Annotated in this window: 26 protein-coding genes; 19 read left to right on the forward strand and 7 right to left on the reverse strand. The window is 51.4% G+C overall.

What is annotated here, in order from left to right:
- Positions 1-126: 126 nt before the first annotated feature.
- From Hfont_RS06200 to Hfont_RS06255, 12 genes are all read left to right on the forward strand, one after another.
- Positions 127-981 (forward strand): ferritin-like domain-containing protein, encoded by an 855-nt coding sequence (locus Hfont_RS06200; protein WP_112991410.1) that lies wholly within the window; start codon positions 127-129, stop codon positions 979-981.
- 219 nt (positions 982-1,200) lie between these two features.
- Entirely contained in the window at positions 1,201-1,497 is a 297-nt protein-coding gene (locus tag Hfont_RS06205) for a hypothetical protein (RefSeq protein WP_112991411.1), read from the forward strand.
- A gap of 274 nt (positions 1,498-1,771) precedes the next feature.
- On the forward strand, positions 1,772-2,653 hold the full coding sequence (locus Hfont_RS06210; RefSeq protein ID WP_112991412.1) for an alpha/beta fold hydrolase: 882 nt from the start codon (positions 1,772-1,774) through the stop codon (positions 2,651-2,653).
- A gap of 97 nt (positions 2,654-2,750) precedes the next feature.
- The gene (locus tag Hfont_RS06215; protein WP_112991413.1) at positions 2,751-3,587 is read left to right on the forward strand and encodes a 3',5'-nucleoside bisphosphate phosphatase; all 837 of its coding nucleotides are present in this window, start codon (positions 2,751-2,753) and stop codon (positions 3,585-3,587) included.
- A 129-nt stretch (positions 3,588-3,716) separates the two neighbouring features.
- Positions 3,717-4,589, forward strand: a complete 873-nt coding sequence (gene htpX / locus Hfont_RS06220) for a protease HtpX (RefSeq protein ID WP_112991414.1) — start codon at positions 3,717-3,719, stop codon at positions 4,587-4,589.
- A 67-nt stretch (positions 4,590-4,656) separates the two neighbouring features.
- Complete coding sequence (locus tag Hfont_RS06225) at positions 4,657-5,280, forward strand: L-threonylcarbamoyladenylate synthase (RefSeq protein ID WP_112991742.1); 624 nt, start codon at positions 4,657-4,659, stop codon at positions 5,278-5,280.
- Positions 5,281-5,428: 148 nt separating this feature from the next.
- Positions 5,429-6,085 carry a site-2 protease family protein gene (locus tag Hfont_RS06230; RefSeq protein WP_112991415.1) on the forward strand — a complete coding sequence of 219 codons (657 nt, stop codon included), beginning with the start codon at positions 5,429-5,431 and terminating at the stop codon, positions 6,083-6,085.
- Positions 6,086-6,091: 6 nt separating this feature from the next.
- Positions 6,092-7,297: a tryptophan--tRNA ligase gene (locus tag Hfont_RS06235; RefSeq protein ID WP_112991416.1), complete on the forward strand. Its 1,206-nt coding sequence runs from the start codon at positions 6,092-6,094 to the stop codon at positions 7,295-7,297.
- On the forward strand, positions 7,294-7,887 hold the full coding sequence (locus Hfont_RS06240; RefSeq protein ID WP_112991417.1) for a class I SAM-dependent methyltransferase: 594 nt from the start codon (positions 7,294-7,296) through the stop codon (positions 7,885-7,887). Before Hfont_RS06235 ends, Hfont_RS06240 begins: the two co-directional genes overlap by 4 nt.
- 83 nt (positions 7,888-7,970) lie before the next feature.
- Complete coding sequence (gene dapA, locus Hfont_RS06245) at positions 7,971-8,849, forward strand: 4-hydroxy-tetrahydrodipicolinate synthase (RefSeq protein ID WP_112991418.1); 879 nt, start codon at positions 7,971-7,973, stop codon at positions 8,847-8,849.
- A gap of 83 nt (positions 8,850-8,932) precedes the next feature.
- Positions 8,933-10,084, forward strand: coding sequence for an outer membrane protein assembly factor BamC (gene bamC, locus Hfont_RS06250; RefSeq protein ID WP_181666418.1), 1,152 nt, complete (start codon positions 8,933-8,935; stop codon positions 10,082-10,084).
- Between the two features lie 40 nt (positions 10,085-10,124).
- The gene (locus Hfont_RS06255) at positions 10,125-10,904 is read left to right on the forward strand and encodes an MBL fold metallo-hydrolase (protein WP_112991419.1); all 780 of its coding nucleotides are present in this window, start codon (positions 10,125-10,127) and stop codon (positions 10,902-10,904) included.
- A 100-nt stretch (positions 10,905-11,004) separates the two neighbouring features.
- Here Hfont_RS06255 and Hfont_RS06260 read toward each other — a convergent pair whose 3' ends face one another.
- A complete protein-coding gene (locus Hfont_RS06260) occupies positions 11,005-11,232 on the reverse strand; it encodes a hypothetical protein (RefSeq protein ID WP_112991420.1) in 228 nt (75 codons plus the stop codon).
- 294 nt (positions 11,233-11,526) lie between these two features.
- Positions 11,527-12,648: a cupin domain-containing protein gene (locus Hfont_RS06265; RefSeq protein WP_112991421.1), complete on the reverse strand. Its 1,122-nt coding sequence runs from the start codon at positions 12,646-12,648 to the stop codon at positions 11,527-11,529.
- A gap of 98 nt (positions 12,649-12,746) precedes the next feature.
- Between Hfont_RS06265 and Hfont_RS06270 the strand changes: the two genes are divergently transcribed.
- Positions 12,747-13,292 (forward strand): FKBP-type peptidyl-prolyl cis-trans isomerase, encoded by a 546-nt coding sequence (locus Hfont_RS06270; RefSeq protein WP_112991744.1) that lies wholly within the window; start codon positions 12,747-12,749, stop codon positions 13,290-13,292.
- Between the two features lie 114 nt (positions 13,293-13,406).
- On the opposite strand, the gene Hfont_RS06275 is transcribed toward Hfont_RS06270, so the two are convergent.
- From Hfont_RS06275 to Hfont_RS06290, 4 genes are all read right to left on the reverse strand, one after another.
- Positions 13,407-14,357 carry a hypothetical protein gene (locus tag Hfont_RS06275; protein WP_112991422.1) on the reverse strand — a complete coding sequence of 317 codons (951 nt, stop codon included), beginning with the start codon at positions 14,355-14,357 and terminating at the stop codon, positions 13,407-13,409.
- A complete protein-coding gene (gene mutS, locus Hfont_RS06280; RefSeq protein ID WP_112991423.1) occupies positions 14,354-17,002 on the reverse strand; it encodes a DNA mismatch repair protein MutS in 2,649 nt (882 codons plus the stop codon). Before mutS ends, Hfont_RS06275 begins: the two co-directional genes overlap by 4 nt.
- A gap of 284 nt (positions 17,003-17,286) precedes the next feature.
- The gene (locus tag Hfont_RS06285; protein WP_112991424.1) at positions 17,287-18,639 is read right to left on the reverse strand and encodes a DEAD/DEAH box helicase; all 1,353 of its coding nucleotides are present in this window, start codon (positions 18,637-18,639) and stop codon (positions 17,287-17,289) included.
- A 295-nt stretch (positions 18,640-18,934) separates the two neighbouring features.
- Complete coding sequence (locus tag Hfont_RS06290) at positions 18,935-19,720, reverse strand: inositol monophosphatase family protein (protein WP_277740097.1); 786 nt, start codon at positions 19,718-19,720, stop codon at positions 18,935-18,937.
- A gap of 139 nt (positions 19,721-19,859) precedes the next feature.
- Here Hfont_RS06290 and Hfont_RS06295 point away from each other — a divergent pair, with 139 nt between their 5' ends.
- A complete protein-coding gene (locus tag Hfont_RS06295) occupies positions 19,860-20,621 on the forward strand; it encodes an RNA methyltransferase (RefSeq protein ID WP_112991425.1) in 762 nt (253 codons plus the stop codon).
- A 108-nt stretch (positions 20,622-20,729) separates the two neighbouring features.
- On the opposite strand, the gene lexA is transcribed toward Hfont_RS06295, so the two are convergent.
- Positions 20,730-21,392: a transcriptional repressor LexA gene (lexA, locus tag Hfont_RS06300; protein ID WP_112991426.1), complete on the reverse strand. Its 663-nt coding sequence runs from the start codon at positions 21,390-21,392 to the stop codon at positions 20,730-20,732.
- A gap of 273 nt (positions 21,393-21,665) precedes the next feature.
- Between lexA and rpsF the strand changes: the two genes are divergently transcribed.
- The 5 genes from rpsF (at position 21,666) to Hfont_RS06325 (ending at position 24,639) form a co-directional block, all read left to right on the forward strand.
- On the forward strand, positions 21,666-22,034 hold the full coding sequence (rpsF, locus tag Hfont_RS06305) for a 30S ribosomal protein S6 (protein ID WP_112991427.1): 369 nt from the start codon (positions 21,666-21,668) through the stop codon (positions 22,032-22,034).
- Positions 22,035-22,058: 24 nt separating this feature from the next.
- Positions 22,059-22,364: a primosomal replication protein N gene (gene priB / locus Hfont_RS06310; RefSeq protein WP_112991428.1), complete on the forward strand. Its 306-nt coding sequence runs from the start codon at positions 22,059-22,061 to the stop codon at positions 22,362-22,364.
- 15 nt (positions 22,365-22,379) lie between these two features.
- Entirely contained in the window at positions 22,380-22,664 is a 285-nt protein-coding gene (gene rpsR, locus Hfont_RS06315; protein ID WP_076591749.1) for a 30S ribosomal protein S18, read from the forward strand.
- 25 nt (positions 22,665-22,689) lie between these two features.
- Positions 22,690-23,142 carry a 50S ribosomal protein L9 gene (rplI, locus tag Hfont_RS06320; protein ID WP_112991429.1) on the forward strand — a complete coding sequence of 151 codons (453 nt, stop codon included), beginning with the start codon at positions 22,690-22,692 and terminating at the stop codon, positions 23,140-23,142.
- Between the two features lie 111 nt (positions 23,143-23,253).
- Positions 23,254-24,639: a replicative DNA helicase gene (locus Hfont_RS06325; protein ID WP_112991430.1), complete on the forward strand. Its 1,386-nt coding sequence runs from the start codon at positions 23,254-23,256 to the stop codon at positions 24,637-24,639.
- Positions 24,640-24,644 lie beyond the last annotated feature (5 nt).

Consider the following 24,644-nt stretch of genomic DNA (forward strand, 5'->3'; position numbering starts at 1 on the left):
TGATACGCAAGATTCCAGCAATGCATGCAAATGGGGCCAAATAGCGGAATTGGAAGAGTTTTTTCCTCCACAATGTCATCTCTTGAGCTTTTTCCGCCTGCAAAGGCATTATTTTACGTCACTCAGATGAATAGTCCCCACCTTACTGCGCCCTCAGATGTCACGGAATTGCGTACGCTCGCATTGCGATGGGCGGGTGAAACCGATCCGTCCTGCAAGGCACAAGGTGTGATAGCCATGGCGACAAGATGGCAAGAGGGTCAATTGTCGTTGAATACACAGCAGCGATTGGCGACGCAACTGCCCATACCGGGGCGGCCCGTTAGACCTGAACTGATCTCGCCCAGGTTTGTAAAACATAGATCCATGCTTACGGTGGAAGGGCGCGCGGCGATGATTCATGCACTGACACATATTGAATTCAACGCGATCAATCTCGCCTTGGATGCGGTGTGGCGTTTTGCCGGGATGCCGCAGGCCTACTATGCGGATTGGCTGCAAGTAGCAGGTGAGGAGGCTTTGCACTTCTCATTATTGGCGGCACATTTGCAGACCTTAGGTTATCAATATGGCGATTTCTCGGCGCATAACAGCATGTGGGAAATGGCCGATAAAACCAGCGGCGATATTCTGGCGCGAATGGCGCTGGTGCCGCGCACATTGGAGGCGCGCGGACTGGATGCGACGCCGATGACGCGGGCCAAGCTGGCGCAGGCCGGCGATCAGCCAGCGGCGGAGATTCTTGACATCATCCTGCGTGATGAAATCGGTCACGTCGCCATCGGTAATCATTGGTACAAGGTGCTGTGTGACGAACGCAGTCTCGATCCGGTCGCGACCTATGCAATCTTGACTGTGCAATACAAAGCGCCTGTACTAAGAGGACCGTTTAATTTTCCTGCCAGACGAGCGGCTGGTTTTAGCGAGATCGAATTGACGGCGCTAATGGATGGCGTACCATCAGCCACTGTATTAAAGTAGTTGTCAGGGTTACACCTTGTTACTACGTGGATGAAACTTGATTAGAAGTTGATAGTCAGATGAAAGATTGCAATTGAGTTATCTCGTGAGGTACTCGGCAATCGAATGCGCAAAGGATGTCCTACAAGACGACAATAAGTTGCCGCAAGGGTTTGTTGGCTTCAGGCATTTTTTCGCATCATTTCAGATTTATAACGTCAATTGATAAAAGGGAAAATCATGAATTCAAGCAAAACTCTCGTTTCCATACTCGCCGCTACTGTGTTGATCGCAGGTTTGGCTGCCTGCCAGAAAAAAGAAGACGTCGCTGGCCCGGCAGAAACTGCAGGTCAAAAAATTGATCAGGCTGCCACCACTGCAGGGCAAAAAATAGATGAGGCCACGACCAAAGTCGGCCAAGAGGCTGACAAGGCAAAAGCTGAAGCTAGCCAAAGCGTAGCAAATATGCAGGATGCAACTGGCAAGAAGCTGGAAGAAATCGGTCAAAAAATGCAGGAAGCTCCTAAAGACAAGTAAGCACGTCTACATAGCGCGTCGATGATTCGGGATCATCGACGCGCTTTCTGGTTAACGGTTTGCGTAATCATCGGCTTCACTTTCCGTTGAAGCTTTAAGGTTTGTTTCAGCTCAGTGTTCACCATGCGACTTGAGGATTTTTCATACCAAGAAATTCTGAATCAGTGCACGCTGGCCGACAGCTAAATGATGGTCTATCCTTTGTTCCTGCTTGCAGAATTTTCATCGCAGGTAATTGCACATTTTTATTCACAGCTTTCTATCGTCATTCCGCATGAAATCTTCGCGCTCCGAATTCCTGCCTATTCGTGGCATGCAGTATCACATCCGGCATTGGGGGGACAACAATGCACCACTGTTATTCATGCTGCATGGCTGGATGGACGTGTCTGCTTCATTCCAGTTTCTGGTCGATGCGCTGCAGCGCGATTGGCACGTGATCGCACCTGACTGGCGTGGCTTCGGGTTGAGTGAGTATGCTGGCAAGTCATATTGGTTTCCTGACTATCTGGCTGATCTGGATGCGATACTGCAGCACTATGCGCCTAAGCAGCCTGTCAATTTATTAGGCCATAGCCTGGGGGCAAATGTCGCGGGTATTTACGCCGGTGTACGTCCTGCCCGAATCAAGAAGCTCATCATGCTGGAAGGCTTTGGCATGCCGACAACGCAAGCGAACGAAGCGCCGGCACGTTACGCAAGATGGCTGGAAGAAGTGCGGAACAATCCAAACCTGCGCAGCTATGCGACATCGCAACAAGTCGCGCTACGTCTGCAGAAAAACAATCCGCGTTTAAGCGATGAGCGCGCTGCATTTCTGGCACAGCATTGGGCCGCGAAAAATGAAGCCGGTACATGGGATATTCAAGCCGATCCGTGGCACAAGCTGCCTAATCCGAACTTGTATCGCGTTGAAGAAGTCATGGCATGTTGGCAAGCAGTGACTGCGGACGTATTGTGGGTCGAGGCAAAAAATAGTGAACTGCTGCCACGCATGGGGTCCAACGAACAGGCACGTGCAGAGATTGACAGACGTGTTGCGCATTTACAGAATGCGACTAAGGTCACCAAGTTGATGGTGGCGGATGCAGGCCATATGCTGCAGCATGATCAGCCTGAGATTGTGGCACATGCGATGGATCAATTTCTGGTTTAAAACGTGACTGGCATCATTTTGCATCGCAACAAAATACGTTTATCACGCGTACAATCGAGTTGTATTTCTGCCTTGGACATTATCTATATAAATTTGCATGCTGAACGTTGACCTCCATTGTCATTCCAATATCTCCGACGGTACGCTGACGCCGACGGCGCTGGCAACGCGCGCCAAGGCAAATGGCGTGGATGTGTGGGCGATAACAGATCACGACGAGTTGAGTGGCATAGCAGAAGCGCGAGCCGTTGCGGCATCGCTAGCTCTGCCCTTTGTAGCAGGCGTTGAAATCTCTACTACATGGGCCGGCCAAACCGTGCATATCGTCGGTTTGCAAATTGATGAAACCAATCCGACGCTGGTGCAAGGACTTACTGCCACGCGTGGCGGTCGCGAACAACGTGCGCGAGAGATTTCCGCACAACTTGCAGCAGCTGGTATTCCAGGTGCATTCGAAGGTGCGCTCAAGTTCGTCGGCAATCCGGATTTGATTTCACGCACCCATTTCGCTCGCTACATTATCGAATTAGGCTTGAGCAAAGATTTGCACGATGTTTTTGCCGATTATCTGGGCGAAGGCAAGCCGGGTTTCGTACCGCATCGCTGGGCGACTTTACAAAATGCAGTTGAGTGGATACGCAGTGCTGGCGGCATCGCCGTGATTGCGCATCCGGGACGTTACAAATTCAGCGACCTTGCCTTTGATGCATTGTTCAGTGAATTCAAGGATTTGGGTGGCGCTGCGATTGAAGTCACCACCGGCAGTCACACGGTAGATCAGTACGGCTATTACGCAAAAGTTGCGAACAACTACGGTTTTCTGGCGTCGCGTGGCTCCGATTTTCACGGGCTAGGTGAATCGCGGGTGGATCTGGGCCAATTACCGCCATTGCCATCCGGCGTAAAACCAATCTGGCACGACTGGCCTATTTGAATTTCTCGCGATGTTGCTCATGGAGCAGCTTGTTGAGCGAAGTCACTTAATCAGTTATCTTGCGCTCTTGAAATATCAGCCGGCGTCCCTATTTATCCTACGCATCTAATTCCCTCTGGAGATTATTGAATGAAACGAATTATCCTCTTCGTCGCAACGAACATTGCCGTCATCGCAGTGATGTCGATTGTTTTGTCGCTGCTGGGTGTGGATCGCTTTATTTCACAAGCCGGTTTGAACCTGCCTATGCTGCTGGTGTTTTCGCTGGTAGTGGGTTTTACTGGTTCCATCATCTCGCTGCTGATCAGCAAACCTATGGCGAAATGGTCGACAGGCGCGCGTGTCATCGATGCACCTTCGTCGAGCACAGAGTTGTGGCTGATCGACTCAGTACGCAAATTGTCGGAACGCGCAGGTATCGCGATGCCTGAAGTCGCTGTGTATGACGGCGAGCCGAATGCGTTTGCAACCGGCGCTTTCAAAAATTCTGCTCTCGTTGCTGTTTCGACAGGTCTGCTGCAAAGCATGACCAAGGAAGAAGTCGAGGCTGTTCTGGCGCATGAAGTTGCCCACGTCGCGAATGGCGATATGGTAACAATGACCTTGGTGCAAGGCGTGGTGAATACCTTCGTCGTGTTCCTGTCACGCGTGGTCGGTTACTTTGTCGATCGTGCCATTTCGAAAGACAACAACAGCGGTCAGGGTATCGGCTACACGGTCACAGTGATTGTCTCGCAGATCGTGTTCGGTATCGCTGCTTCGGTAATCGTTGCATGGTTCTCGCGCCATCGCGAATTCCGCGCTGATGCTGGTGCTGCAAAATTGCTCGGCAGCCCGCAACCTATGATGAATGCGCTGGCACGTCTGGGCGGCATTACGCCTTCCAGTTTGCCGGAAGGTTTGGCTTCGCTGGGTATCAATGACAAACCTGGATTCATGTCTTTGTTTTCCAGCCATCCGCCGATAGAACAACGTATCGCTGCCTTGCGCGAAATTCGCTGATTCTCTCAATAAGTAGGCATACGACGGCGACCAGATGGTCGCCGTATTTCTTGGGTTTTATTATTTCATGAGCCAATTTTTTCAGATACACCCGGACAATCCGCAGCAGCGCTTGATTAATCAAGCCGTGCAGATTATCAAAGAGGGCGGCATCGTCGCGATGCCTACCGACTCCTGCTATGCGCTGGTTTGCCATCTTGATGACAAGGATGCGGTGACGCGCCTGCGTCGGATACGCAATGTCGATGACAAGCATCACCTGACTTTGCTGTGTCGTGACCTGAGTGAAATCGCTCTGTATGCGAAAGTCGATAACCAGCAATATCGTTTGCTGAAAGCGGCAACGCCGGGTTCCTACACTTTTATTCTGGAAGCAACCAAGGAAGTACCGCGCCGCCTGAGTCATCCTTCACGCAAAACCATAGGTTTGCGCGTACCGGAAAACCGGATTGTGCATGCGGTGCTGGAAGAATTGAGGCAGCCCTTGTTAGGTACGACCTTGATTTTGCCGAATGAAAATGAACCTCTGACAGATCCGGAAGAAGTACGTGATCGCTTGGCCAAGGTGGTCGATTTGGTGATCGATGGTGGCGCATGCAGCCTGGAGCCGACCACGGTCATAGATCTGACTGGCCCCGAACCCGTGCTGCAGCGGCAAGGGCGCGGCGATGCATCGCCATTCGGTCTTTAAATCGTTTTCTCAATCGAGGCTGGGTAGTGTATTCAGCCTTCTTTTCCTCCTTGTGTCTACGCTACTGTATCCGTGACCAGCCTGCTGGCATGCAATTGCTTTGTTTGCCGCCGCAAATTGCAGCCTTCCCTCTGATAAAATCCTGCCCATGAACGAACTCGTCCAAACTTTTGCTGTTTATGCGTTGCCGATTGTCTTTGCAATCACGCTGCACGAAGCAGCACATGCTTACGCCGCCAAATACTTCGGTGATACGACTGCTTATGCGCAAGGTCGCATGAGCATGAATCCACTCAAGCACATCGACCCTATCGGGACTTTGCTGATTCCTATCGTGCTGTATTTCGTCGGCAGTCCGTTTCTGTTTGGCTACGCGAAGCCGGTTCCGGTCAATTTCGGCAATCTGCGTAATCCAAAAAAGCAGATGGCTTTTGTCGCGCTGGCCGGGCCACTGGCTAATCTGGCGATGGCGCTGATGTGGCTGGTGCTGATGATCTTCCTGCATGCCTTTAATTCCGGCGAAGAGTTCTTTATGCGCATGGCTCAAGCCGGCGTGCTGACCAATCTGGTGATTTTTGCCTTCAATATGTTCCCGATTCCACCACTGGATGGCGGACGCATCATGACCAGCATCCTGCCGCATAAATATGCGTATAAATTTGCACAACTGGAGCCGTATGGTTTCTTTATCGTGCTGGGATTAATGTTTTTGAACGTGCTGCACTTCTGGATGGGGCCGGTCATGGGAATTGCCAAAACTGGTTTGCTGCTGCTTGTATCTCCCCTTACTTTTTTTCTGAACTGAGTTTTTATGTCTATTGATCGCGTTGTTTCCGGTATGCGCCCGACAGGCGCGATGCATCTTGGCCACTATCACGGTGCGCTGAAGAATTGGATCAAACTGCAATCTGAAGTGCCTTGCCTGTTCTTCGTCGCCGATTGGCATGCACTGACGACGCATTACGACGATCCGAGCATCATCGAAAGTAGTACCTGGGAAATGCTGATCGACTGGCTGGCGGCCGGTATTGATCCAAATAAATCGAGCCTGTTCATTCAATCGCAAGTGGTCGAGCATGCCGAGTTGCATTTGCTGCTATCGATGATCACGCCACTGGGTTGGCTGGAACGTGTGCCGACCTATAAAGACCAGCAGGAAAAATTGTCGGAACGCGATCTCGCGACTTACGGCTTTCTCGGTTACCCCTTGTTGCAAGCGGCAGACGTATTGATTTATCGCGCGACGCAGGTACCGGTGGGCGCCGATCAGATTCCACATATCGAAATGATGCGTGAAATTGCGCGCCGCTTTAACCATCTGTACGGCAAGGAAAAAGGCTTTGAAGAAAAAGTCGCCGACACATTGAAGAAATTGAGCGGCAAGCAAGGCAAGCAGTACAAGGAATTGCGCACTGCGTATCAAGAACAGGGCAATGCCGAAGCTTTGGGCTGGGCGAAAACCTTGCTGGATAGCGTGCAAAGCATCAGCGAAACCGATCGCGAGCGCCTGTTCGGTTATTTGGCCGGCACCCGCAAACAGATTTTGCTCGAACCACAAGCACGTCTTACGGAAGCATCGCGTATGCCGGGGCTCGATGGACAAAAAATGTCCAAGAGCTATGGCAATTCGATTACCTTGCGTGAAGACAAAGAGAGTTTGACCAAGAAAATCCGTACGATGCCGACCGATCCTGCGCGTGTGCGTCGCACCGACGTTGGTGATCCGGAAAAATGCCCGGTTTGGCAATTGCACCTGGTGTATTCCGATGCGCCGACCAAGGAGTGGGTAGTCAAAGGTTGTACATCAGCTGGCATTGGTTGCATTGAATGCAAACAGCCAGTGATCGACGGCGTGCTGAAAGAGCAGGAGCCTATGCGTGAACGTGCGCAGAAATACATCGACGATCCATCGCTGGTGCGTGCAATTGTCGCCGACGGGCGCGACAAGGCACGTGCGCTGGCGCAGGAAACCATGCGCGAAGTACGTGACGCGATGGGTTTGGGTTACCGCTCATGAGTGCCGACGGCAAAAATGCAGTAGTGCACGATGCCGATTCACATTTGATTTCGAAGCCGTCGGCCTGGGTGACACGTTTTACCCACTTGATTCCATCCGGCGAAGTACTGGATCTCGCCTCTGGTGCCGGACGTCACAGCCGCTGGCTGGCAGGGCAGGGACATCCTGTGTTGGCGGTGGATCGCAATGCCGATGCACTGGCTTTAGCAGCTGGAGAAGGTATCCAGACCCAGCAAGTGGATCTGGAAAACGGCAATCCGTGGCCATTTGCCGCAGAACGTTTTGCCGGTGTGGTCGTGGTGAACTATCTGCATAGACCGCTGTGGACGAAGATGATCGCCAGTCTGGCAATCGACGGCATCCTTATCTATGAAACTTTCGCACTGGGGAATGAGCAATTTGGCAAGCCGTCGAATCCGGATTTTTTACTGCGACATGGTGAATTGCTGGAAATCACGCACAGTCACGGTTTGCAGGTAATTGCCTATGAAGATGGCTATATCGATACGCCAAAACCGGCCATGGTGCAAAGAATCTGCGCCATCAAGAGCCGCCACCGCCTGCCACCGGAAAATCTTCGCTTAATTTGATCTGCGTCTGAGCAAGACTGCACCACACAAGCGGGCGATCCGCTACAATCTAATATTCTCCAATTTTTCGTTCACACACTATTATGATTCAGGGCAGCATAGTCGCAATCGTTACTCCCATGCACGCGGACGGCTCACTCGATTTGCCGGGTCTGCGCAAATTGATCGATTGGCATATCGCCGAAGGTACGGACGGCATCGTGATCGTCGGGACCACAGGTGAATCGCCTACCGTTTCGGTTGATGAACATTGCGAGCTGATTCGCGTCGCGGTTGACCATACTGCCAAGCGTATTCCTATCATTGCCGGCACAGGCGGCAACTCCACTTCCGAAGCGATTGAACTGACCCAGTTTGCCAAAGACGTGGGCGCGGATGCTTCTTTGCTGGTTGTTCCTTACTACAATCGTCCGACGCAAGAAGGCATGTATCAGCACTTCAAAAAAATCGCCGAAGCGGTTGATCTGCCGGCTATTCTGTATAACGTGCCTGGTCGTACTGTCGCCGATATGGCAAATGAAACGATCCTGCGTCTGGCGCAAATTCCAGGCGTGATCGGTGTCAAGGATGCGACCGGCAATATCGCTCGTGGCGCAGACCTGATGCGTTTGAAACCGGCAGAGTTCGCGGTTTATTCCGGCGACGATGCTACTGCAATGGCACTGATGTTTTGCGGAGCAAAAGGCAATATTTCAGTGACGGCGAATATCGCGCCACGTGGCATGCATGAGCTGTGCGATGCCGCGATGAATCAGCGCGTTGCCGAAGCAATTTCCATCAATAACAAGCTGTTCCCATTGCATAACAAGCTCTTCGTCGAACCGAATCCTGTTCCATTGAAATGGGCAATGGCGGAAATCGGCCTCATCCCACCGGGCATGCGTTTGCCTATCGTGCCACTGGCTGCGGAATACCATGATGTCGTGCGCGCGGCGATGCGTGAATCGGGTGTATTACAATAAGCCTCGATTTGGCGCCAGCATCTGAAGTTACCTGCTGAACAGACTTTTTAAGTATTCACTTTATTACTCGGAAGATTTCTTACATGGCTCAAAGCAGCTTCGCAAAACGTGGAATGATTTACGTGCTCGCGCTCACCGGCCTGGCTGGATGCAGCTCCATCAATTCCATGCTGGAACCAGGACGCATCGATTATAAAAGCGAGGTCAAGAAGACGCCTACGCTGGAAATCCCGCCGGACCTGACGCAGCTGCAACGTGAAAATCGTTACGCATTGCCGGATTCCAATCGTGGCACAGCAACTGCATCTGCCTACAATCAGCAACAAGGTACGCGTCCAGCCGAGCAGGCTGCCACGGTTGCACCTAAAGCATTGTCGGATGTACGCGTAGAGCGCGATGGTTCGCAACGCTGGCTGGTCGTCAATCAACCACCTGAAGTATTGTGGCCGCAAATCAAGGATTTCTGGCAGGACAATGGTTTTCTGATCAGCCTTGATGCGCCGCAAACTGGCGTGATGGAAACTGACTGGGCAGAAAACCGCGCAAAAATTCCACAAGATTTTCTTCGCAATTCGCTCGGCAAGATTTTCGACTCGCTCTATTCAACCGGTGAGCGCGATAAATTTCGTACCCGTCTTGAACGTCGTGGCGATGGCGCGACTGAAGTCTATGTCAGCCACCGTGGTGCCGAAGAAGTCTTGACCGGCACAGACAAGGAAACCACAGTATGGACCGCACGTCCTTCTGATCCGGATCTGGAAGCTGAATTCCTGTCGCGCCTGATGATTCAGCTCGGCGTTGAAGGTACGCGTGCCAAAGCTGCTGTTGCGAATGTTGCCGCGCAATCCTCGCGTGCAAAAATGATCAAAAGCGCTAACGCTAGTTACGTTCAGGTTGACGAAGGTTTTGATCGTGCATGGCGTCGCGTAGGTTTGGCGCTGGATCGTGTCGGCTTTACCGTTGAAGATCGAGACCGTACGCAAGGTTTGTACTTCGTACGTTATGTCGATCAAGGTGACGATGCCAAGAACACCGAGAAAAAAGGCTTCTTCAGCAACCTGTTCACCTTCGGTGGTTCCAAAACTGAAAAAGACAAGGCTGCTACCCGTTATCGCATCTCCGTCAAGGGCGCTACCGATTCCAGCCAGATTTCTGTTCAGAACAATGATGGCAAACCGGAAGCGTCGAAAACCGGTGAAAAAATCCTGACTTTGTTGAACGAACAACTGAAGTAAAAGCGGACTTGATTTTTCCTGCGACTGCTGAGGTATCACGGTGAAGTTTGCCAGTCTCGGCAGTGGTAGCGAAGGAAACGCCTTACTCATTTCTACCCAATCCGGCACGACTAGCACCACAGTCATGCTGGATTGCGGCTTCGGCATTCGGGAAACCGAACGCCGTCTCGAACGACTGCAGATGACACCTGCCGATCTGGCCGGCATCATCGTTACTCACGAACATCAAGACCATGTTGGCGGCGTATTCAAGTTTGCGCGGCGTCATCGCCTGCCGGTGTGGCTTACCTTCGGCACTTATCAAGCAACTCGCGATCGTTGCGACGATGTGGATATTCATTTCTGTCGAGATGGTGGCATTTTCTCAATTGGCGATCTGGAGCTGTCTCCATACACGGTGCCGCATGATGCGCGCGAGCCGGTGCAGTATGTGGCAAGCAATGGAGCCTTGAGGCTGGGCGTGTTGACCGATGCTGGCCATGCGACTGCGCATTTGATTACCGAGCTGGCTGCTTGCGATGCCTTGATGCTGGAATGTAACCATGATCGCCAGATGCTGCGTGATTCCACTTATCCTCCATCGCTGAAGCAGCGCATAGGCGGCGATTACGGACATTTATCGAATCAGACGGCCAGTGAAATTCTGAGCGAGCTGGATAAATCCCGGCTGAAACGTATAGTCGGCGCTCACCTGAGTCTTAAAAATAATACGCCTGAGCTTGCACGGACTGCATTAACAGACGTGGTCGCGGATAGCGTCGACGTGATGATCGCATGTCAGGAAGAAGGATTTTTCTGGGTGAATGTGGCGGATAGATAAAGCTGGGTAGTACTTAGGATTTATTTCAATTGCTACTAACAAGAAAGACATAAAAAAAGCCGACCTGAGGGTCGGCTTTTTCATTCAGAAATAATCTGAATTATTTAGCGGCTGGAGCTTCAGCTGCTGGTGCTGCAGGAGCTGCTGGAGCTTCAGCAGCTGGTGCTGCTGGAGCTTCAGCTGGAGCAGCTGCTGGTGCTGCTGGAGCTTCAGCAGCTGGTGCTGGAGCTGTAACTTCAGCTGCAGGAGCAGCTGGTGCTTCTTCTTTTTTCGAGCAAGCGGTCAAAGCGATAGCCAACAGGGATGCGATCAGCAGGGATTTTGTCATGATTATCTTTCAATAATAAGTCAGGGTTGATATTAATTTGCGATGAATAATTACCGGTAATTATCGCTCTATAGGGTGCTTCGTACGTATTTCGAACCAAATGCTGCGGTGCGATGAAACGAAACCTTCCTAACCGATAATTATAGCGCTTCTTTTTGCTTGTGACACAACACTTTTACATTTTGGTAAGTGTGCTGCCCTGATAATATTTATTCCCTGCCAAAATGGCCCTGATATACCTGATTCGAACGCGCTGGCAAACAGGTTACTTCCGGCAATTTCGCCCTTTTTACGCTATTGCAAAGTCAGCCAGCCGTCCTTGTACCAGGTATGCAAGGCATCAATAATGTCTTCTGATGCCGAGGCGATAATTACACCGTTCAAGGTTCGTTCATTGGCTAAAACTTGAAGAACTGCCAAGTCTTCTGGTCCAACTTCAAAAGAAGTACCGTTGATAAAGACGTAATTGTCGCGGTGCAGCATCTGAGTCTTGAGCGACAGTTTTACGCCATTTTTTCTGGCTTTCTGGATAAAACGGGTGCTTGTCAAAAGTGGTTCTGGCGCGTCGAAAAAGATGTGGGCTTTGGGTTCGGATAGATATTCGCCCAAAAACAGCGCGATATCTTCTTGCGTGAATCTGACCTTGTTCAATTCGGCGCTGACCCGGGACAGCATGGTATTGCTGATTTCGGCTTTGTGTTTCGGTAACTTCAAATCGGGATCTGCATAGCGGCCGGGCAGGTATATCGTTTCTATCATCGACTCGAGGAATGCCTCCCCCAATTCCTGATATGAGGGCGCGCGGAAACCTATGGAATAAGTCATGCATTCGTCCATCGCTACGCCTTCATGCGCGTATTGCGGTGGCAGGTACAGCATATCGCCAGGAGCCAGAATGAATTCTTCTTCGGCCTTGAAGTTCTTCAATATCTTCAGCGGTACGTCGTCAACCAGCGTCAAATCTGTTTGCGCGCTAATGCGCCAGCGCCTATGCCCATGTGCCTGCAGCAGGAACACATCGTAGGAGTCGAAATGCGCACCGACACCGCCGGTTTCCGTCGCATAGCTGATCATCAGATCGTCCAGACGTGCATCCGGTACAAAATCGAATTGCCGCATCAATGCATCAACTGCTTCATCGACCAGATTGACGCCTTGCACCAGCAAGGTCCAGTTTTTCTGTGCCAATGGAGGAACTTGCTCAAAAGGGCCGTTGTCCATCTTCCAGTGCCGCTTTTCGTGTGTGATCAAGCGCGATTCAACCTCGTCGCTTTGAACCAGCTCGAATAGTTCTTCCCGAGAGAGTAAGGCTTTGAAGTCAGGGATTGCCTGGCGAATCACCAGGGGTTTTTTGTGCCAGTAGTCACGCAGAAATTCTGCGGCGGTAATGCCGCCTAAAAGAGTCAATTTTTTCATGACGTCATTATATAGGCAGGCCTCGCAGCGCAGAAGCCAGGTATTCATCTCATATCGTCACGGGTATAATGGCGACCACACAAAATGAAAGGATCATCATGAAGATTGCCAAAAATACGGTCGTGACCGTTGATTACAAATTGTTGGACGCGCAAGGCGATTTGATTGAAGAAAGTCGTGACCCTATGGTCTACCTGCATGGTGGCTATGAAAATACCTTGCCAAAGATTGAAGAAGCGCTGGACGGCAAGGAAGTCGGCTTTGAAGATACGATCCAGGTTGAACCGCAAGACGCATTCGGCGATTACGATCCTAACCTGGTAAAAATCGAACCACGTGGTCGTCTGCCTACACCGCTGGAAGTCGGTATGCAATTCGAAGGTTCCCCAGAAACAGAAGATGAAGATGAGCAACCGCTCATTTTCACGGTGACCGATATTGCCGATGACAAGGTTGTGCTGGATGGCAATCATCCATTGGCCGGCATGGCTTTGCGCTTTACGCTGAAGGTAACCGATGTGCGTGAAGCAACCGAAGAAGAAATTGCGCACGAACATGTGCATGGCGCACATGGTCATCATCACGGTGCAGAAGATGACGACGGTGAAGAAGGCGATCACTTCCGTACGCATCCGATTCATTAATCGTTGCTTGCTGCCTGTTTAAAAGAACGGGTTTGGAAAATAAAAAAAGGATGCGTTCAACGCATCCTTTTTTATTTTTATAGCTGCTTATTCACATGCGTTTGATGCGCAATCTTATCGACGCGCTGCTTGTGTTGAGATTGACGGATTCTTCATTGCGAATAGTTGCGGCTGGCTGGAGTCAACCGTGATTTTTATCCACGGTACTTCAGTGTGCAATGTCCCGATATTGGCTTTCCACTCTATGCCGTTTGCATTCGACATGCGGCGCGCATCCAGATCGCTGTGCACTATCAGGATTTTCCCCTGAAATTTCCCCGCAAATGCAGTGATCTGTTTACGGATATCGGCAAAGCCTTCGCGTTTTCCGGTAGAGGAAAAAAACGATGAATTCTCCACATGAATCAGCGGATTACCGTCGCAAAATATGACGACGCCATCCAGCTTGCTGATTTTTGCCGTCAGAAAAATACGCTTCAGCCAGTCGTTATTGGCGATTTGTCGATCTTCGAATTCGCTATTGCGGCCTGCAGCATTCAGATAGTTATTATTGTTTGATGGCAGATTGACAGTCGCAAACATCACGTCGCCTATGCGCCAGTGCATGTTCTCTGCATACAGTCGGAATTTCGGCATTGTGGATTGATGTACCAACGGTATTTTGCTGTCGCCAAAAGAGAATTCATCAGCAAAAAATACATCGCGCAAGCGACTCAGGCGCTCAGCGGAAATAGAGCGATTCTTGGCGCTGACACATTGTGCCCAGTCGCTGGCGGTGATCGAAACGATCAAACCGTTCTTTGCTTCATCGAACAGGCTGCGCCGATTTTTATACGCCTCGTCGCTGCAGCTTTCGTCGCCAGCCTTGACACCATTGGCGACGACAAAAGCGAGGTTGTCTGCATCGCTTTCTGTAATGGCATCGCGCACCATGCCTGCCCCGGCTGCTGCCTTGAGCGGTTTGGCAATCACGCCAAAACTAAATGGACTGGACTGTGTACTGTGCGCAAATACTGGATGCAGTAGCGTAAAAGCCATCAGCAAGGGAGCTGCAAATTTCTTCATTCTTTATGCTGATTACTCAGTTCCTTCAATCTGTAAAGTGCATCCAATGCATCGCGTGGTGACAAGGCGTCGGGGTTGATGGAGACAAGTGCTTCTTCAATCGCAGACACTGGTACAGAAATTTCGTCATCAGCAACTGTTGCCGCCATGCCAGGATCAGCAAACAGATCGAACTGCGGAGTAGTCTGCATCGAGCTGGCTTCCAGCGATGCCAGATGCTTGCGTGCAGCGCGAATCACGGCTTGCGGCACGCCAGCCAGTTGAGCAACCTGCAAGCCATAGCTTTGCGATGCAGGACCGGCTTCTACTGCATGCAAGAAAACAATCTTGTCCTTGTGCTCCACCGCCGATAAATGCACGTTGGCGGCTGATGAATGGACCTCAGGCAGCTGCGTCAGTTCAAAATAATGTGTGGCAAACAACGTAAAGCTGCGTGTCGTGTCGATCAAATGCTTGGCGATAGCCCACGCCAGCGCGAGGCCGTCGAAGGTTGAGGTACCGCGTCCGACTTCATCCATCAGGACCAGTGAGTTCTCGGTGGCACCATTCAGAATAGCGGCAGATTCCGTCATTTCCACCATGAAAGTAGAGCGGCCACCAGCCAGATCGTCCGCTGCGCCTATGCGCGTAAAGATGCGGTCGATAGGGCCTATGGTAGCGCTCTCGGCCGGCACAAAACTACCAATATAGGCCAGCAAGGTAATCAAGGCAACCTGTCGCATGTAGGTCGATTTACCGCCCATATTCGGTCCGGTAATCAGCAGCAGTTTGCTTTCATCACTCAACAGACAATCGTTGGCGATAAAGCGTTCTATATGGTTTTCGACTACCGGGTGTCGACCTTGTTCTATCTTGATCATGGGCTCGGCAACCAACTGTGGCATAGACCAGTTGTGACGCAAGGCATGCTCAGTCAGTGCGGCCAGCGTATCGAGTTGCGCGAGCGCATGCGCGATGTTTTGCAGCGTGCCGATGTGCTGTGCCATCTGCTGCAGAACCTGGTCGTACAGATATTTTTCTCGGGAGAGCGCACGCTCCTGTGCGGACAAGGCTTTGTCTTCAAAAGCCTTTAGTTCCGGCGTGATGTAACGTTCGGCATTTTTTAATGTTTGTCGCCGGCGATAATCGTCCGGCACCTTGTCGGTCTGACCGTGCGTGACTTCGATGTAAAAACCGTGCACCTTGTTGTACTCGACGCGCAGATTGTTGATGCCTGTACGTGCGCGCTCGCGCGTTTCCAGATCAACCAGGAATTGCCCGGCGTTTTCCGACAGTCCGCGCAGCTCATCCAGTTCGGCGTCGTAACCGCGAGCAATCACGCCGCCATCGCGCACCATCGCGGCCGGTTCCATCGCGATCGAACGCTCTACCAAATCCAGGCATTCGCTTGGTGTTGCTAGTGCGTCGTGTATGGCTTTCAGCAAAGGTGCATCGGCATCCTTGTTGCACATTGAAACGTAGGCGCGCAAGGACGGCAATTGCTGCAAACCGCCACGCATCCCAGCCAGATCGCGTGGACGTGCTGATTGCAGGGCGATGCGTGTGGTGATGCGTTCGACGTCGGGCACTGAGGCCAATGTGGAAGAGATGCCTGTGCTCGCATCTGCGCGCATCAACGCATTAATCGCCGCATGCCGCGCGCGTGCGACGGTTTGATCGCGGCGAGCATGATGCAGCCAATGGCGCAGCAAGCGCGAACCCATCGCGGTACGACAGTGATCGAGCAAGGAGAACAGCGTGCCTGAATTGGCGTCCTGGCCACGTATGGTTTCGGTCAGCTCCAGATTGCGGCGCGTGGCGGCATCAAGTCCTATGAATTCGTTTTCTGTTTCTACCGTCAGCGTGCGTACATGCTGCAGGCCTTTACCTTGCGTGGATTGTGCATAGAGCAGCAATGCGCCAGCAGCGCCTATGGCAGCCGTCAGATTCTCCGCGCCAAAGCCGGTGAGGGCGGCAACATTCAATTGTTCATACAAAGCTTTCGTACCGTGCGTGATATCGAAGTGCCAGTCCGGTACGGTGGTATTTTTTACAAACGCGAATTCATTGAACAGGTCGTTGACATTGCCTGGCAATAAAATTTCAGCCGGTGCGATGCGTTCCAGTTCATGCTTCAAACGTGTATCTGCATTCTCGGCATCGGTGGAAAATTCCATCAACTTCAAGACACCACTCGCCATCGATAGCCAAGCCATGCCGATGGTGACGGTTTTGCGTTGTGTCGTGCTGTACAGCGCGAGCAAAGGCTGTTCGGATTTTTCCGGCAATAGATCGGAATCGCTGAGCGTGCCGGGAGTAATGACGCGCATGACCTTGCGTTCTACAGGGCCTTTACTGGTGGCGGGATCGCCGATTTGTTCGCATATAGCGATGGATTCGCCCAGCTTTACCAGTTTGGCCAAATATTGATCGACCGCATGAAAAGGCACACCAGCCATCTTGATTGGGTTGCCGTTGGATGTGCCGCGTGCGGTGAGGGTAATGCCGAGCAGGCGCGAAGCTTTTTCTGCATCTTCGAAAAAAAGTTCGTAGAAATCGCCCATACGAAAAAACAGCAAGGTCGTTGGATGCTCAGCCTTGATGCGCAAATATTGCTGCATATATGGTGAATGCTGCGGTTTTTCTGCGATTTCTTTTTTTGTCATTGCGTTAAAAGTATGGAATGTTTTCTACGACATTTACAGCGTTGTAATGCGCCTTAGGATGTCCCGATGCCGGTAGAGATTTGCAGCAGGCAGTATGGAGTATATCTGGTGCAGTTTTCAATGAAATTATTGTCTTGGCGTCTCTGTTTTCAGCGTAATTCACGCATGCCTGTTTTTTGCCTAGCTTTCCATGGGGCATCAATAAAAAAACCATGCCACGAGATTGTTCGTGACATGGCTTTTTAGTTGGAACATCAATGCAGATTCTGCATCTGCGTTGAGTTTTATCGGCCGCGGCCGCCTGAACGGTGAGGTGAGGCGGGGCGTGCGTTGGCATTGCCGCCAAAGCTGCGCGCCTGACCGTTTGGTCCACTTGGTTTTGCGCCAGGAGCCTTGGCAGATTTAGCTGGCGCATTACCGCGACCTTGTTGCGGTCTGCGACCAGGGGCATCGTTGCTGCGACGTTGGATCGGCTGCGGCTTGGCATTCAAATCAGGTTCGAAACCGGGAATCACTTCTGATACCAATTTGCGTTTGATCAGTTTTTCGATGTCTTTCAACATATCGAGTTCATCGACGCAAACGAGTGATACAGCTTCACCGGTAGCACCAGCACGGCCGGTACGACCGATGCGATGTACGTAATCTTCCGGCACATTAGGCAAATCGTAGTTGACGACGTGTGGCAGTTGATCGATATCGATACCGCGCGCGGCGATGTCGGTGGCGACCAGAACCTGCAAGCTGCCATCCTTGAATTCGCTCAGTGCACGTGTGCGTGCCGACTGGCTTTTATTGCCGTGGATCGCCATGCCGCTGATGCCGTCTTTTTCCAGTTGTTCAACCAGTTTGTTGGCGCCGTGCTTGGTACGCGTGAATACCAACACTTGCGACCAGTTATTGGTCTTGATCAAATGCGCGAGCATAGGATGTTTTTTGTCGCGATCAACCGGATGGATTTTTTGTTCGATGACTTCGACTGTCGAATTGCGGCGTGCAACTTCAATCACTTGCGGTGCATTCAACAAGCCTTCCGCCAGTGCCTTGATCTCGTTGGAGAAAGTCGCGGAGAACAACAGATTCTGGCGATTTTTCGGGAGGACGGCGAGTACGCGGCGAATGTCCTTGATAAAGCCCATGTCCAGCATGCGGTCGGCTTCATCCAGCACCAGGATTTCAATCTTGGTCAGATTGACGGTACCTTGCTGCATGTGATCCAGCAGGCGGCCAGGTGTGGCGACCAGAATATCGACACCATGCTTCAACATCTTGATTTGCGGATTGATACCAACGCCGCCGAAAATAACCGCGGAATTCAGATTTAAATATTTGCCGTAGGTTTGTACGCTTTCTTCTACCTGTGCGGCGAGTTCGCGCGTAGGTGTCAAGACTAGTGCACGGATAGGGCGTGCACCAGTTTTCGAGGCATGCGGTACGCCGCTGGTCGCCAGGCGATGCAGGATAGGCAAGGTAAAGCCGGCGGTTTTGCCGGTACCGGTTTGTGCGCCGGCCAGCAGATCGCCACCAGCGAGCACGGCAGGAATTGCCTGTGCTTGAATCGGGGTCGGGGAGGTATAACCGCTTTCGGAAACGGCGCGCACAATTCCTTCGGCCAAGCCGAGGTCAGTAAATAACATGAAAACTCAATAGAAAAATATCGGCCTGTCGCCGCAGAGGGCGCCAGTCGCAGGCAAACGGGATTGGAAAACTGAAGTCGTGGGACGGCGGCAAGGTGACTGGAGCGTTGCCGGGTGCGGCGAGTATAACAGCAGCGCGCGGCATACCGCGGAATAGTTGCTGCTTAATTCATCTTGTTACGTTGCGTTTGAAAGCACAAAAGAAAAATGAAGAGAAAACATAGGCACCGAATGAATCTGTGGCCATTATTTTCTCTTCATTGAATAACTCGCGTTGGCAAATTATTGGAGTTGTTTATTTTGCAAATGGGCTCAATAGCGAAACCATTTGCGCGAATACTTTCGGCGTGCCGGCAAGGATATCGCCTTTGTACAAGTAATCGGATTCGCCTTCAAAGGTGCCGACGATGCCGCCGGATTCTGTGATTAGCAATGAGCCTGCTGCCAGATCCCACGGCTTTAAACCTTTTTCAAAGAAGCCATCGAGGCGACCGCAAGCTACATAAGCTAAGTCGAGTGCAGCGGAACCTGGGCGGCGCAGACCGGCGCAGCTTTGCGACATGATCTTGAACATTTTCAGGTATTGGTCGATGTTGTCCGTGCCACGGAAAGGGAAGCCTGTGCCTATCAGAGCGTCGGCAATCTTGTCGCGCTTGGTGACGCGTATGCGCTTTTCATTCAGATAAGCGCCTGCACCTTTGGTAGCGGTAAACAGATCATTGCGAGTTGGATCGTAGATGACCGCTTGCGTGATTTGGCCGCGTTGTTGCAAGGCGATCGATACGCAATATTGTGGAAAGCCGTGAATGAAATTGGTTGTGCCGTCCAGTGGATCGATGATCCAGACGTTTTCGTTTTCGTCGTGCAGATTGGCAGAGGCGCCGGATTCTTCGGCGAGGATCGCGTGATCGGGATACGCGGTTTTCAGAACCTCAATGATCGCCTGCTCGGCCGCCTGATCGACTTCAGTAACGAAGTCGTTAGGATTTTTTTCCGTCACCTTGACGCGATCAAGATCGAAGGATGCGCGGTTGATGATGGCAGCGCCACGGCGAGCCGCTTTAACCGCCGTATTAAGCATGGGATGCATAGAGATTCCGTTAAAATGGCGGCACCATCGCGTAAGCGAAGAGGGTACCACCTAAATTGAAATTAATGAGCGATGCGGTATAGATATGCCATTTCGACATGATTCTTACCGCGCAATGCCGCTATTTTAAATGAACCTGCCCCAAACTGACACGCCTCTTTTCAATCGCCTGCGTTTTGTACTGGTCGAAACCAGTCGTCCAGGCAATATCGGCGCGGCGGCGCGAGCGATTAAAAACATGGGTTTTTCCGAGCTGGTGCTGGTCAATCCGCGCTTCGCCGATGCTGCGCAACAGGAAGAGGCGGTTGCCTTTGCCAGTGGTGCCAATGATGTGTTGGCATCGGCGCGCATCGTTGGCTCGATAGAGGAAGCGCTGCTTGATTGCAATTATGCGGCGGCGGTTACGGCGCGTTTAAGAGAATTTTCGCCGCCGGTTATTTCGCCACGCACTTTGGCAACGCGGTTGAATGAAGAAACGACTCTGCGTGCCGCTGTTGTGTTCGGCAATGAGCGCTTTGGTTTGCCGAATGAGATTGTTGAGAAATGCAACGTGTTGATCAATATCCCCGCCAATCCTGATTATTCATCATTGAATCTAGCGCAAGCGATACAAGTCGTGGCGTATGAGGCGCGCATGGCTAGTATCGGCGAGACGCTTGCTGTGAATCCGACTATCGGTTTTCAAGGTGAAGCGGCAGGTAGAACGCAGATCGATGGCATGTATACCCATCTTGAACAGGCGCTGGTGGCCATCGACTTTCTGGATGCGGACAATCCGAAGAAGCTGATGCCGCGCCTGAAGCGATTGTTCTCCCGTACTCAACTGGAGACGGAAGAGGTCAATATTTTGCGTGGAATCGCGAAGCAGATTCTAGCGAAGTGCAAAAAATAAAGGCAGGTCTTATCTTGCTGAATTGAGACTTTAAATCTGTAGGCAACGTGAGTGCTTAACTCGCGGCGCTTTAAATAAAAACTGCGCCGCGATTAACTCTTAATAACGTCAGTGCCAGCTACGCATCAAGCCAACGGCCAAACCTTCTAACGCAAAATCATCGTGCTCAAGATCGACGCGGATAGTTTGGAAATCAGGATTTTCCGGTAGCAGTTCAATCAAGGAGCCGGTCTTCTTGTAACGCTTGACGGTGACATCGTCACCCAAGCGCGCTACGACGATCTGACCGTTTTTTGCACTGTCGATTTTTTTCACGGCCAGCAAATCACCATCCAAAATTCCCGCATCGCGCATCGACATGCCGCGGACTTTTAGCAAAAAGTCGGGCTTGGCGGAGAACAGCGATTTGTCGACGTTATAAGTGGCTTCTATATGTTCTTGCGCGAGGATGGGTGAGCCGGCAGCAACCCGTCCAACCAGCGGAAGGCTTAATTGCATCAACGCTGGATGCGGCAATGCCATCTGTCTGCCAGGATGGCGTTCTTCACCATTGCTACCCATATCGCGCAAGCGGATACCACGTGAAGTGCCCGGCGAAATTTCAATCGCGCCTTTGCGGGCCAATGCTTGCAAATGTTCTTCAGCGGCATTGGCGGAGCGGAAACCGAGTTCTGTTGCGATTTCGGCACGGGTTGGTGGGAAACCAGTGTTTTCAATCGCGTCGCGGATCAGATTCAGGATTTGTTCCTGGCGAGCAGTTAGTTTGATCATTGCATGGCCTAGCTTGAGTCTTGCGTGAGATGACGCGTTAGCGCGAACTGTCTTTCGGGCTGTCTATATAAACAGTCTGTATTTTTATACAGTATATGCAGGAGCGCAAGCAAATTCGCCGATTCTTCCAGGAAAAACACCGGTAATCGTGCGATAAATGCTTGAAAGCGTTGAGTTTTTTGGCGTGAGGGCGTATGATTGCGCGTTTTCCTCTTCCCACACTCGTCTTGACGCCGAGGTGGGCAATCTTCAATCCGTCCAAAAGGAGCTTACATGCGTCATTATGAAATCGTATTTATCGTCCATCCGGATCAAAGCGAGCAAGTGCCCGCAATGATCGAACGCTACAAAGGCATCGTCACCGCACGCGGTGGTGTTGTTCATCGCGTGGAAGACTGGGGTCGCCGTCAAATGGCGTACCTGATCCAAAAACTGGCTAAAGCCCACTACGTCTGCCTGAACATCGAATGTGATGGCGAAACACTGGCTGAAATCGAAACCGGCTTCAAATTCAACGATGCCGTTCTGCGCCATCTGACAGTGAAAATGAAGAAGGCTGAAACAGCGCCATCGCCAATGATGAAGGCTGTGCAGAAGGAAGATGCTGCCAAGAGCCATCGTACCGAGGCACCTGCTGCCTAATTATTGCAAAGACGTATCAGGAGAGTGAATCAGCTTCAGAATCATTGCAAAATCGTAGCCACCATCGCCGAGCGTGAAATTTTGCGCTACACACCGGCCGGTGTCCCGATTGTGTCAGCAGTTTTGCTACACAGTTCGCAACAGAATGAAGCAGGTATTCCACGATTGGTCGAGTTTGAGATTGCCGCGATTGCCGCGGGAGAAATTTCAGGCAGATTCAATCAAGCCGAATTAGGCGGGACATTTCAGTTCACCGGTTTCCTGGCACGTAAGAGCCGTAACAGCAAAAGCCTTGTTTTCCATCTCACAGATTTCGAGACCCACATTTAGATACAGGAGCCCAAAATGGCATTCGGTAAAAAATTCGACAAAAGCAAACTCAAAGAAAAACGCAAACAACAAAACCCTTTGTTCAAGCGTAAAAAATTCTGCCGCTTCACCGCTGCACATGTAGAACAAGTTGACTACAAAGACGTGGACACACTGAAAGATTTCGTTCAAGAAAACGGCAAAATCATGCCGGCACGCTTGACTGGCACCAAAGCAATCTATCAACGTCAAGTCGATACAGCAATCAAACGCGCACGTTTCCTCGCGCTGTTGCCGTACACCGATTTGCACCACGCATAATTAACGACTGAAATAGGAGAAAAACATGCAAGTCATTCTGTTAGAAAAAGTCGTTAATCTCGGCAACCTCGGTGAAGTCGTTAAAGTCAAAGACGGCTACGCACGTAACTTCCTGATTCCACAACGCAAAGCTCGTCGTGCAACGACGACTGCATTGGCTGAATTTGAAGTCAAACGTGCAGAACTGGAAAACATCGCCGCTGCAAAATTGGCAGTATCGCAAGCGCAAGGTGAAAAATTGACCGGTCAAACCGTTCAAATTTCGCAAAAATCAGGTGTTGACGGCCGTTTGTTCGGTTCCGTTACCAATGCTGATATCGCTGTCGCGTTGACCAAGCAAGGTTTCGCAGTTGAAAAAGCACAAGTTCGCTTGCCTAACGGCCCTCTGAAAATTGCTGGCGACCACGTCGTTTCCGTTGCATTGCACACGGATGTTGTGATTGACGTCACGATCGCAGTTATAGGCGACCACGCTTAAATCTGTTGAAAGTAAGTCTGGCACTTGTTGCCGCAAAAAAGCCGGGTTTTCCCGGCTTTTTTATTGCCCATTTTCTGAAAGCGCCCCCTCGTAGCAGGTATAATTCGCGCCATGAACAACCGTGCCGATCCGCAAGTAGACTCCCTTCGCGTTCCCCCGCATTCGATAGAGGCTGAGCAATCCGTCCTCGGCGGTTTGCTGCTCGATAACGCCGCGTGGGACAGGATCGCCGACTTTGTGAATCAGGACGATTTTTATCGTTACGATCACAGGATTATTTTTCAGCACATCGTCAAGCTGATCAATGGATCCCGTCCAGCCGACGTCATCACTGTGTTTGAAGCGTTGACCAACAGCGGCAAGGCAGAGGAAGTCGGCGGCGTTTCGTATCTGAATGCGCTGGCGCAAAATACGCCGTCTGCTGCGAACATCCGTCGTTATGCAGAAATCGTGCGTGACCGCGGCGTGTTGCGCAAACTGATTACCGTTTCAGATGAAATTTCCGGCCAGGCTTTCAATCCGCAAGGCAAGGAAGTCAAGCAGATGCTGGACGAAGCGGAATCCAAGATTTTTTCGATCGCTGAAGAAGGCGCACGCGGTGCGCAAGGTTTCCAGGAAATTCAACCACTGCTGACGCAAGTCGTCGAGCGTATTGATGAACTGTATAACCGCGACAGCACTAGCGATATTACTGGTGTCCCGACCGGCTTCGCCGATTTGGATCGTATGACATCTGGCTTGCAGCCTGGCGATCTGATCATTGTCGCAGGCCGTCCATCGATGGGTAAAACCGCATTTTCGATCAACATTGGTGAAACCGTCGCGATTGAAAGCGGCTTGCCGGTCGCCGTGTTTTCGATGGAGATGGGTGGCACTCAGTTGGCGATGCGTATGCTGGGTTCGGTTGGTCGTCTGGATCAGCATCGCCTGCGTACCGGTCGTCTGGCAGATGAAGACTGGCCACGCCTGACGCATGCGATTCAAAAGATGAACGATGCGCAGTTGTACATCGATGAAACGCCAGCACTCAATTCGATTGAGTTGCGCGCACGTTCGCGTCGTTTGTCGCGTCAATGCGGCAAGCTTGGTTTGATCATCATCGATTACCTGCAGCTGATGTCGGCCAATACCTCAGGTGAGAACCGCGCAACGGAAATTTCCGAAATCTCGCGTAGCCTGAAAGGTTTGGCCAAAGAATTGAATTGCCCGGTGATTGCGCTTTCGCAGTTGAACCGCTCGCTGGAACAGCGCCCGAACAAACGTCCTGTGATGTCCGATTTACGTGAATCCGGCGCTATCGAACAAGATGCCGACGTGATTTTGTTTATCTATCGTGATGAAGTGTATAACCCCGATTCGCCGGATAAAGGCACGGCGGAAATCATCATTGGTAAGCAGCGTAACGGCCCGATTGGCAGTGTGCGGTTGACCTTCCTCGGCCAGTACACCAAGTTTGAAAATTACACTGGTTCGGCGGCGCTGTATCAAGGTGATTGATGCGC

This window comes from Herminiimonas fonticola (assembly GCF_003293745.1).
GTDB classification, from domain to species: Bacteria; Pseudomonadota; Gammaproteobacteria; order Burkholderiales; family Burkholderiaceae_D; genus Oxalicibacterium; species Oxalicibacterium fonticola.